Below are 10234 nucleotides of genomic sequence, written 5' to 3' on the forward strand. Positions count from 1 at the left end.
TTTTCTTATCGCTATAATAGATCACTAATTTAATGCAATTGGTATAAAAATAACTGAGGTTTTATTTTATCAAATTTAAACTAAACGGGTAATTAAACTCTTTACCTTCGTTAGCTTTAATACTCGCCATTACAACCATTACAAACCCAAAAATTGCCACTATAGGTAGTAATATTAAGCCTACTGCTACAAACATCAGTAAAAAACAAACTACATATGCAATTGCCATCGTTATTTGAAAGTTAAGCGCCTTTTTACCGTGCTCGTCAACAACTGGCATCTCATCTTTTTTAATTAACCACACAATTAATGGCCCAATTATTGAGCCAAACGGCACAATAAATCCGGCAAGCGCACTCAAATGGCATAACATAGCCCACATACGGTCATCTTTGTTAACTGGTTCAACCTGTTGATTTTCTTCCATAACACTCTCCTTTTTGTTTTATGTATGTTGCCTCTTAACTAAACAAATGTCTACAAATCAACCAACGTATTTGTATTTAAAAATCACAGCGTGAAATCTTGTGATAAAAAAGTGATAAGTTTGTGAGAGTTTCTGGAGACGATTATTCAATACTTAACTCGAATCATCACTTACAGGAATAATAATGAAAACTTCTACATTAACAATTGCAATTCTTTTAGCGGCAGCTAGCCAATCGACTATGGCCGCAGAATTAGACCTAAAAGTTACTAACCTAACCAAGGGTATTCACTTTACTCCACTGTTAATTACAGCACACAACAGCGAAGACACACTATTTGAAGTAGCAACGCAAGCATCTACAGCATTACAAACAATGGCTGAAGGCGGCAATATTGCAGAGCTAGTTGCACAAGCAGCTGCAGCGGGCAGTGATATGGCTGCAAATCCAGCTGAAGGTTTACTTGCACCAGCCGCATCTACAACGGCAACACTAACAACTACTGACGGTAACGAGTACCTATCTTTAACTGCAATGATGCTACCAACTAATGATGGCTTTGTAGGCTTAAACAGCTGGAAAATCCCAACAGAAGCGGGTACTTACACAATTAATTTAAATGCTTACGATGCAGGCACAGAACAAAACAATGAGCTTGTAGTTGAAGGCTCTGGCGCTCCAGGTACTCCGGGGATTCCTGCGGCTCCAGGTGGCGACGCTGGCACTGGCGGTACAGGTATATTAAGTGGTGATACAAATACAAGCATCCATATTCACCCAGGCAGCTTAGGCGATGACGATTTAGAAGCGGGTAATAGCGATTTAAGTAATACAGTACACAGATGGTTAAACCCAGTAGCGCAATTAACCGTTACAGTTAAGTAGGAGCATGATTATGTCATCTGCTAACAACCTTAAAAAAAGTCTACTAGTGCTTGCACTTGCAACCACACTTGCAGCGTGTAGCGATAATGATAACGACCCAGTTGTTGAAGAGCCGGTCGTTGTTGAGCCAATTGTTGTAGAACCTGTGATCAGTGAGTTTACTATTACTTTTAGTAACTTAACTGCAGGACAGCCTTTGTCACCACTCTCTGTCATTGCTTTTGAAGATGAAGCACCTTGGACATTCGGTACAACAGCTTCTGTTGGTTTAGAAATGCTTGCAGAAAGCGGTGCAAATGAAGAATACCTCAGCTACGAAAGTGCACTTGCTGCAGTTTCAGCTGAAGGCGCTATTGGCCCTGGTGAAACCACCACAGTAATCATTACTGTTGAAGAGCAAGAAACGCTTAATTTGTCATTTGCTGCCATGCTTGGGAATACAAATGATGCTTTTACCGGTCTTAGTTCTTTAGATGTATCAACATTAGAAGTTGGCGGCTCGTTATCACGCACTACGACAGCTTATGATGCGGGTACGGAAGCAAATACAGAAACAGCTGAAACTGTGCCAGGTCCTGCCGCTAGCGGTGAAGGGTTTAACGAAATACGTGACGATACAGCCGATATAATAACGATGCATCCAGGCATTGTTTCAAATCAAGATGGATTATCTACATCAGCACTTGGTGTTGAACATAAGTTTGATAACCCAGTATCGAAAATAGTAATTACGCGCACGCAGTAACGTTCCAGCTTGTAATGGGGAAGTAAGGGAGCACGGATGCCCCCCTTTTTACGAGGTAATACATGCGTCACGAAAAAATATTAGTAGTAGAAGATGACAGAGAAATAGGTAAGTTAATTACCACGCAGCTAACGTCGCTTAACTTACATGTTGATCATGTTGTGAGCGCAGAACTTGCCTTAAAAAAAATAGCTAAGCATCCCTACGGACTTATTTTACTCGATATAAACTTACCCCAAATGGATGGTTTAAGCTTATGCCGAAAAATAAAAGAGCATTACCCAACTACCTCCGTAATTTTACTCACCGCGCTTAGTAGCGATATGGACAGAGTTATTGGCCTTGAAATGGGCGCCGATGATTATATTTGTAAACCCTTTTTTGCACGCGAATTACAAGCCAGAGTAAAAACCCAATTACGCCACAGAGCACAACTACTCGCTAGCCAAAATAACGACAACTCCCCCGTTGATAGCGAACAAACACTAAATGTAGGCTCACTCAATATAGAATTTAGTTCGCACCAAGTGTATTTAGGCAAGCAAGCCCTTAACCTTACCGCCACCGAATTTGATTTACTCGTTTACTTTGCACGCCATCCTAATCATGTTTTTAGCCGCCAGCAGTTACTCGATAAAGTATGGGGTTACCAACACAGTGGTTACGAGCACACGGTTAATTCACATATAAACCGCTTACGTGCCAAGCTAGAAGAACACCAACAAGCGCCTATCATCGAAACAGTTTGGGGTGTTGGTTACAAACTAAACCCTAGCCAACTCAATTAAGACACCTATTATGAAATTATCTTTGTATCAAAAATTAGCTATATCGCTAGTCGTGATTTTTTGTTTTATTTGCGCCCTAGTTTACGGCTGGAGCAAGCAATTAGAACTGACTTCAAAACACCACGCCGAACAAAATCTGCACTTAGCGTTAGCGGAACATTTAGTACAAGATAACCCATTAATAAAAGAAGGTGTTTACGACTATAAAGCGCTTGAAAACCTCTTCCATACCTTAATGTTATTAGGTCCTGCGTTTGAATTTTATTTTGTAGACGAAACCGGAAAAATTCTTACTTACTCAGCAAAGCCGGGTAAAGTTAAACGCACGCATATTAGTTTAACGCCTTTAAAAAGGCTGATTAACGACCCAAGCGCTGCACCTATTTATGGTGACAATCCTCGTAATAAAGAGCAACAAAAAATATTTTCAGCCGCGCCAGTATTTAATCACGATAAGTTACAAGGTTATTTATATGTAATTATTGGTGGTGAGGCTTACGACACCTCACTAAGCACTGTAAAAAATAATGATAAGTTATGGCTAGCCGCTTTATGGCTTGGCTCTGCACTCGCATTTTTATTTATTGCGATGCTAATTTTGCTACGCTTTTTTACCAACCCAATTCAGCGCTTAGCACGCGATGTTAGTAATATTGAAGCCGCAAACTACAGCCTTACCGACACCAAGCTAAGTAACTACTCAACGCAAAAAAGTAACGAAGTGCATAGTTTAGGGCGAAGTATTCAAGCCATGCTAACGCGCATTAACGAGCAGTTTAAAGCGCTTGAACAAGGCGATAAACAACGCAAAGAGTTACTGACTCATCTCTCGCACGACCTACGTACACCACTTGCCTCCTTGCAGGGGTTTTTAGAAGTATTAAATCAGTCAGGCGAGCAGCTAAGTAAAAAAGAGCAGCAAGAATACTTGCAGGTATCGCTTAATAATTGCGGGCAATTAAAGCTACTCATAGAGCAAATATTTGAGCTTGCTCACTTAGAAAATGGCGAAATAAGTATAAATAAAGAAACCTTTAATTTAGGTGAACTCATTTACGATTGCATGGCAAAATTTAGTTTAGCCGTTGATAAAAAAGGCATTAGTTTGTCGGTAGAGCCTGCGATTTGTGATTTTCCTGTGGTTGCCGATATAGCTAAATTAGAGCGCGTGTTAAGCAACTTAATTGATAACGCAATTAGGCATACCCCTCGTGGCGGCAGCATTGCAGTACATGTAAAACGCAGTGACGATAATCAACTATTTGTGCATGTATCAGACACGGGCGTAGGCATAAAAGAAGATGAGCTGAATGCTATTTTTGATCCGCACTACCAAGCAAGTAATTCTAATAAAGAAGGGCGCCAGCAAGGTGGTTTAGGATTGGCTATTTGCAGAGGGTTATTAAAACTGATGGATAGCGAAATTTACGTACAAAGTGAAATTGGTAAAGGCACTATGTTTAGCTTTAACTTGCCACAAAAAAAGGTGCTTTCTTAAAAAGCACCTTATTGAGTTAAATCTATTTAAATATTAATTACTTCTTAATACCCGCTAAATCAAGCATAAATGCATAGTTTAGCGCGGTATCTTCTAAGCGTTTAAAGCGACCCGATGCGCCGCCGTGCCCTGCTTCCATATCTATTTTAAACAATAACTTATTGTCATCAGTTTTATAGTCACGAAGCTTAGCAACCCATTTTGCAGGCTCAAAGTATTGAACTTGTGAATCGTGCAAACCAGTCGTTACCAGCATATTAGGGTACGCTTGCTTAGATACTTGGTCGTATGGCGAGTAAGACAGCATGTAATCGTAATACGCTTTTTCGTTCGGATTACCCCATTCGCCGTATTCATTTGTTGTAAGCGGAATACTCGCATCAAGCATCGTTGTTACTACATCCACAAACGGTACCGCAGCAACCATCCCTTTATAAAGCTCAGGTGCTTGGTTTGCTACTGCGCCCATTAATAAGCCACCAGCACTGCCACCCAGTGCAAATATTTCATCTTTTGCGCCATACTTTTGAGAAACCAATGCTTTGGTTACGTCAACAAAGTCATTAAATGTATTCTTTTTAGTGAGTAGCTTGCCGTCTTCGTACCAAGGACGACCTAGCATTTGCGAGCCACGTACATGGGCAATTGCAAATACAAAACCACGGTCTAATAAGCTCAAGCGTGAGCTTGAGAACGTTGGATCCATGGTTGCACCGTACGACCCATAACCATATTGCAGTAGCGGGTTAGTGCCATCTTTTTTAAACGCATCTTTACGGTAAACTAAGCTTACCGGTACTTTTATGCCATCGCGTGCTGTTACAAAAATACGCTCTGAAGCGTAATTGTCAGCATCAAAATCACCTAACACAACCTGTTGCTTAAGAAGCGTTTTATCGCCAGTCGCTAAATCTACATCGTACGACGAGCTTGGTGTAGTCATGCTTGTGTAGTAAACACGTAACGTGCTGCTATCTATATCGTTATTGCCATAAGTACCAATTGTATAAGCGCTATCGTTAAAGCTCAGTGGTAACTCTTTGCCTGTTTTTAAATTACGCGCAATCAACTTTGATTGGCCCATTTCACGTTCTTGGTAAACTAAGTAGTCATTAAATAAATCAATGCCTTCGAGTTTAATATCATCGCGCGCTGGGATCACACTTTGCCAATTAGCCTTGTCGCCTGCTTTATCAATATCAACTTTCATCAGCTGAAAATTTACAGCATTTAAGTTAGTTACAATGTAGTAAGTATTCCCTAGCTTCGAAATATCATATTCAAGCCCTGCTTCGCGCTCAATTAAACGCTTAGGCATTGCTTTAGCATCATCAGCACTTAATACAGATACGCCTGATGCAGCCGTGCTACTGTGCCAAATATAAATCTCTGACTCGTCTTTACTCTTACTCATACCCATGTAATAGCTGGTATCAGTTTCTTCGTAAATTAGCTCATCATCAGCTTGCGATGTACCTAACGTATGACGATACACTTGGTAACCTAACAAGGTTTGTAAATCTTTTTTAATGTAGTAAATCGTTTTATTATCGTTTGCCCACACAATGCCACCGTTGGTGCCTTCAAGTGTGTCTTCGAGTAATTTACCGGTAGTTAAATCTTTTATTTTTACGCTATAAATACGACGACTAACAGTATCTTCGCCATAAGCCATTAAATTGCCATTCGGGCTTACATCTAAACCACTTACTGCATAATAATCATGACCTTTAGCAAGCTCATTTACATCTAAAATAACTTGCTGATCGGTACCTGCAAAATCGCTGCTGCGTAAGTAAGTCGTGTACTCGTTATCGCCACGTGTTTGTGTTGAGTAAAAATAATCACCGTTTTTAACTGGGACCGAATCATCGTCTTTTTGAATACGCCCTTTTAGCTCTTTAAACAACTCACTTTGCAGCGTTTTAGTATGTGCGAGCATTGCATCAGTGTATGTGTTTTCAGCTTCTAAGTAGTTAATTACCTCAGGTGCTTTACGCTCGTCATCACGCAGCCAATAGTAATCATCTATGCGTGTGTCACCATGAATAGTCATTTCATGTGGCACTTTTTTAGCAACAGGGGCTACAGCTTGGGCTACTTGAACCGTTTTAACTTGTGTATTACTTTTTTTGGTTTCTTCAGGGGCTTGATTACAGCCACTTAAAATAGCGAGTGATAGTGCTGCGAGTGCAAATGGAGTACGTTTCATCAGTCAAAGTCCTTGTTGTTTTTTATTTTTTATTAAGTAGTTAAATATACCTATAAATGGCCTTTATTGTGATTTAGTTTGTGAAGCTATGTAAAAAGGGAGCCGAAGCTCTAATGCCGTTCACGGCTTTTTTTTCTAGCGTACCGCTGCGGTCTTGCCTTGACTGAACGAGGAAGACTTCGCTCTCTTCGAGGCTCTAGAATTAGGCTTTCTGCCATGGCATAAAAGTATCTTAATTGACGTAGTATTACGCCAAGTGTTGAATACGGTAATCCAACGAGTAACCTCATTATTTGAGCTAAACTACCATTGAAACTGAGTTGGTATGGTAAATAATCACCTTTTAATGTGTGGCACATTTTTACCATCTGATATCGCACCATATTATAAGTAAGCAACACTCCCCACAGCTCTTGCTTTACAAGCGCAGGTAAGCGACTTCTTAATGTTAATCGATTACCCAGCATATATTGCTTTTGTTCGCGATAACCAAGCTCTATCTCCTAGCGGTGACTATATAAATCGCCTATATCGGCTGACGGATATTGCATCGGATCTGTCATCGATGTCATCACACTGTATGATTTACCCTTTATTTTTCGAGTCACTAACATTGCGACTAATATGTCAGACAGCGTTGGCCACATTTTTCTTACCCTCGGGTTACTGCTAAGCTGGACTAATTTATCATTACGCCCTAATGTCTGAATAACTTCGTATTGTACATTTTTTTCAGTGGTATTAGCCAATGGCGTTCACTGCCAGTCGTTTGCCATTTATGTAAAAACCCTAAAGAATAGAAGCCTTTGTCGAATAAAGTGAGACTGTTATCGGGTGTGGTTTCTATAAGCTTTTCAGCCAGCACCATTTCATTGACCTTGTAATCATCAAAAGCGCTCCCCGTTATTAAATGGCTGCTCAGCTCCATTTGACACACCATTCTGACTTGTGGATATTGTGTATTGGTCGGTTTTGTAAAGGCCTCGTTGTTTTGGGGGAGTCATCTGTGCGCCAAACAACACAATCAACACCAAGCAAAGTAAGTTCATGCCAGTGAGGATGATTGGCGTCTTCATTCAATGTCTTTGGGTGTATTCAAACAACGCTTTCATGGCAGCTTCACCCAGGTTCTTACGACGCTGAGTTAAGGCAGTTGGCGCAACAAATGGCTTCCCACCTCGGCCAATAATATCGAGCATGTTAGCGACATCAGTCATGAACTTGTGATTATAAATGACCATACCACTAAGAAATTAAGCCATTGATTTAATTTTCATTTCCACTTTCTTAGTGTAACGATTTCGGTCAGCGTATAGGCTTCTTCGATAAGGGATAAAGGAAGTAAATCTGCGAATGTTTCAACTTCATTAGGTTTGATGTTGTTGATAATATCGAGAGCATTAGAAAGTTGCATAAAAAATCCGAATTCTTATATACCTAAAAGATCGTTCAAGTGCTATTAACTATTTCTTAAATGCTCGGCATTAGAGCCGAAGCTCCCTTTATTTAGTACTTACAAAGTATTTTTTAAGTTTACTTTTGCTTGCGACGATGCATGAATGAATGAAAAGGTTGAGAATATTAACTCTGTAAAATAACTGCCATCATAGTATTACGTACATATAAATTAACACGCATCAAAAATGCAATAAAAATACAATAAAAATACAATAAAAATACAAAGTATACAATTCATTTACTTTAGTGCCCATATTGGGTATTGTGCTTCACTCATTTTTAAAAAGGAAAAAAGAAAGTGAAGAAATTTAGCGTTACAATCCTAAAAGTAGCAACTTTATTGCTTTCATTTCAGGCTGCTGCCAGTAATGATCATCTTGCGCCAAGAACGCCCTCAGATGTTAGGAGCTCTATAATACAAGGTTCACTAGATAAGCAAGGTTACGAAATTCGTAAAGTTGAGTATGTAAGTGTCGATGGAAGAGCTATAAAAAAAGAGCTATATTTTATTGACTCTGCTTCTGGCGCACAAAATGCTTATAACAATGCTGGTCTATCTTTTGAAGCATATCAAGAGACAGTTGAAGACTTTAACTCTCCATTAACCTTCAGTAAACATACTAGCACTCCATTAAACTCAATCAGCTCTTCTGACGACTTGTCATCCGGTATGCTAACAATCATAGATGCAGAAGCTGATGCTATATCCTCTCAATCTCAAGCTGATGCTTATATTGCAAAGTGGGGCCTAGACGTTGATGAAGATTTGGATAGCGATTCTCTAAACAGTGAATATGGAAGTTCATGTCCTAGAAAATATAAATGCCGCACAAAGCAATATCAAAAAAGCATAAATAAAGATATTGATAAAAGCTTTGAATTATACAAAGGGGCTTATGGTTCAGTGGGGATGGATGTTATCGGCTCAGTAAAAGCCGATACGACTGCAAGGGTTGATTACCGATACAAGAAGAAATGGGGGATTAAGTATAAAGTTCGCGTTGATTTTTTAGATTCAAAATTAAATTACCGCTTCGAAGGCTCTCTGGGTCTATATGGTAAAGCGGAGCGAACATTTAAAGGAAAAGAATTTGAACTTTTTCAAGCTAAAGTATATGACAACATTTTCATGGTTGGATTTATACCTGTACAAGTCGATGTAAAAACTTATGTACGTGCCGGTACGGGTGATTTAAAGCTTTCTGCAGAAGGTGAAATCGGGATGGTGAAGCCATTCTTAAGCGAAGGAACATTTAGTTATGTTTGTGACAAAAGTAAGTGTGTAAAACAAAGTGAGTCATTTAATAACGCGGACCAAACTTTAAATAGCAACAATTTGGCTTACCAAGTTACTGCAAAAGCCGAAATTGAACCCTACATAAATGCGGCAATTCGCGGCCGTCTTTATTGGGGCTCAGTTTATGCTGAAGTAGGTTTACAACCTTCTATACCATTAAAATTATTCGGTTACGTTGGAAATAAATGTGGTGATGGTGATGGTGATTTTGTAAATGAAAGAGTTACTGCTGGCTTACTAAGTGCAGATATACGCGCTGGTATAACTTGGAAAACAAAAGTTCTACAATATAAATCAAATCGAAATTATAAACAATTCTATCGTGGTAACTTAGGCTATAAGGATTTACTGAGCCCCAGCACCGCATTATCTCCGATAATCGAAACGACCATCAATGGCAATACGGTTACACTAAAGACATCATTGCGAAATTGTATCGTAAACGAACTCGATTCAGAACATCAAGATTTCACTATTTACTGGGGTAATAAAGGCACTAAAAGTATATCAAACCTTAATGATACGATTAGTTCTACAAAAATACTGAACAGCGGTTATCACACCATTAAAGTAAAACATAAAGGTGGAGCATATACGCAAAAGGAGATTCATATCACCTCAAGCGGTGGTGGTGGATTTAATCCACCCGTATGTCCTACTCCATTACCAATAGCTCTTCCACCTGGCATTATAGGAGTTATTGCATGTCCAACATTCGGTAAAGCACCTGCAGGTTATATATGTTCATCTGAACCTCCAGAGTGCGATGATGGTTTAGCCGAATTCTAAGCTGAACGACTTTTAGAGGTTGCTTTAGCAATCTCTAAAAGTAATCTATAGCCTTATATAATTTAATAACTCCTTTTCAAAAAAACAATCAGTTACATATTTGCTCTAAGTTGACACATTAATCCAACGGTTTT

At 39.3% G+C, this 10234-nt stretch carries 7 protein-coding genes and 1 pseudogene; 5 read left to right on the forward strand and 3 right to left on the reverse strand.

Annotated features, from left to right (window positions below):
• Nucleotides 1–61 precede the first annotated feature (61 nt).
• Nucleotides 62–427, reverse strand: coding sequence for a DUF4870 domain-containing protein (locus tag GQR46_RS10555; RefSeq protein WP_165740922.1), 366 nt, complete (start codon nt 425–427; stop codon nt 62–64).
• Nucleotides 428–611: 184 nt separating this feature from the next.
• Here GQR46_RS10555 and GQR46_RS10560 point away from each other — a divergent pair, with 184 nt between their 5' ends.
• From GQR46_RS10560 to GQR46_RS10575, 4 genes are all read left to right on the forward strand, one after another.
• A complete protein-coding gene (locus tag GQR46_RS10560) occupies nt 612–1313 on the forward strand; it encodes a spondin domain-containing protein (RefSeq protein ID WP_165726249.1) in 702 nt (233 codons plus the stop codon).
• Nucleotides 1314–1323: 10 nt separating this feature from the next.
• Nucleotides 1324–2058 (forward strand): spondin domain-containing protein, encoded by a 735-nt coding sequence (locus GQR46_RS10565; RefSeq protein WP_024607274.1) that lies wholly within the window; start codon nt 1324–1326, stop codon nt 2056–2058.
• Between the two features lie 62 nt (nt 2059–2120).
• The gene (locus tag GQR46_RS10570) at nt 2121–2846 is read left to right on the forward strand and encodes a response regulator transcription factor (protein WP_007580488.1); all 726 of its coding nucleotides are present in this window, start codon (nt 2121–2123) and stop codon (nt 2844–2846) included.
• Nucleotides 2847–2856: 10 nt separating this feature from the next.
• Entirely contained in the window at nt 2857–4344 is a 1488-nt protein-coding gene (locus GQR46_RS10575) for a HAMP domain-containing sensor histidine kinase (protein WP_165740923.1), read from the forward strand.
• Nucleotides 4345–4381: 37 nt separating this feature from the next.
• Here GQR46_RS10575 and GQR46_RS10580 read toward each other — a convergent pair whose 3' ends face one another.
• On the reverse strand, nt 4382–6556 hold the full coding sequence (locus GQR46_RS10580) for a S9 family peptidase (RefSeq protein WP_165740924.1): 2175 nt from the start codon (nt 6554–6556) through the stop codon (nt 4382–4384).
• A gap of 110 nt (nt 6557–6666) precedes the next feature.
• Nucleotides 6667–7970, reverse strand: a pseudogene (locus GQR46_RS10585) (IS4 family transposase).
• Nucleotides 7971–8312: 342 nt separating this feature from the next.
• Here GQR46_RS10585 and GQR46_RS10590 point away from each other — a divergent pair.
• A complete protein-coding gene (locus GQR46_RS10590) occupies nt 8313–10100 on the forward strand; it encodes a hypothetical protein (RefSeq protein WP_165740925.1) in 1788 nt (595 codons plus the stop codon).
• Nucleotides 10101–10234 lie beyond the last annotated feature (134 nt).

Origin of the sequence: Pseudoalteromonas sp. Z1A6, assembly GCF_011378745.1 — a bacterium.
GTDB lineage: Bacteria > Pseudomonadota > Gammaproteobacteria > Enterobacterales > Alteromonadaceae > Pseudoalteromonas > Pseudoalteromonas arctica.

Excerpts from the sequence above, each read along its gene's own strand:
- GQR46_RS10555 (WP_165740922.1), bottom strand. The coding sequence starts at position 427 with ATGGAAGAAAATCAACAGGTTGAACCAGTTAACAAAGATGACCGTATG.
- GQR46_RS10560 (WP_165726249.1), top strand. The coding sequence starts at position 612 with ATGAAAACTTCTACATTAACAATTGCAATTCTTTTAGCGGCAGCTAGC.
- GQR46_RS10565 (WP_024607274.1), top strand. The coding sequence starts at position 1,324 with ATGTCATCTGCTAACAACCTTAAAAAAAGTCTACTAGTGCTTGCACTT.
- GQR46_RS10570 (WP_007580488.1), top strand. The coding sequence starts at position 2,121 with ATGCGTCACGAAAAAATATTAGTAGTAGAAGATGACAGAGAAATAGGT.
- GQR46_RS10575 (WP_165740923.1), top strand. The coding sequence starts at position 2,857 with ATGAAATTATCTTTGTATCAAAAATTAGCTATATCGCTAGTCGTGATT.
- GQR46_RS10580 (WP_165740924.1), bottom strand. The coding sequence starts at position 6,556 with ATGAAACGTACTCCATTTGCACTCGCAGCACTATCACTCGCTATTTTA.